The organism is Tritonibacter sp. SIMBA_163 (genome assembly GCF_046535935.1).
Taxonomy (GTDB): Bacteria; Pseudomonadota; Alphaproteobacteria; order Rhodobacterales; family Rhodobacteraceae; genus Epibacterium; species Epibacterium scottomollicae.
On the sequence record NZ_JAWJBP010000561.1, the window covers coordinates 1 to 266 of the forward strand.

Below are 266 nucleotides of genomic sequence, written 5' to 3' on the forward strand. Positions count from 1 at the left end.
GTCAATGTAAAGCACAGCAGCACGATAGCGAGAACCGCCGCACGCGAGGGATCGTTTTGCGCGCCCACCACGGCAAAGAATATTTCTGTCGAGAGCACGCCATTGCTGCCGCCGAGCACCATCGGATTGCCGAAATCCGCCATGCTTTCGATGAAGGCGATGAGAAACGCATTGGCAAGGCCCGGCGCCATCAGAGGCAATGAAACCTTGCGGAACGTCCGCCAACGATCGGCACGCAGGGTTTGCGATGCCTCTTCCATCGACGG

General features: G+C 58.6%; 1 protein-coding gene. It reads right to left on the minus strand.

Going from position 1 to position 266, the window contains the following annotated elements:
* Window positions 1-266 (minus strand): ABC transporter permease subunit (locus R0J92_RS23540; RefSeq protein WP_411053456.1); only part of this gene is annotated, 266 nt, incomplete at both ends.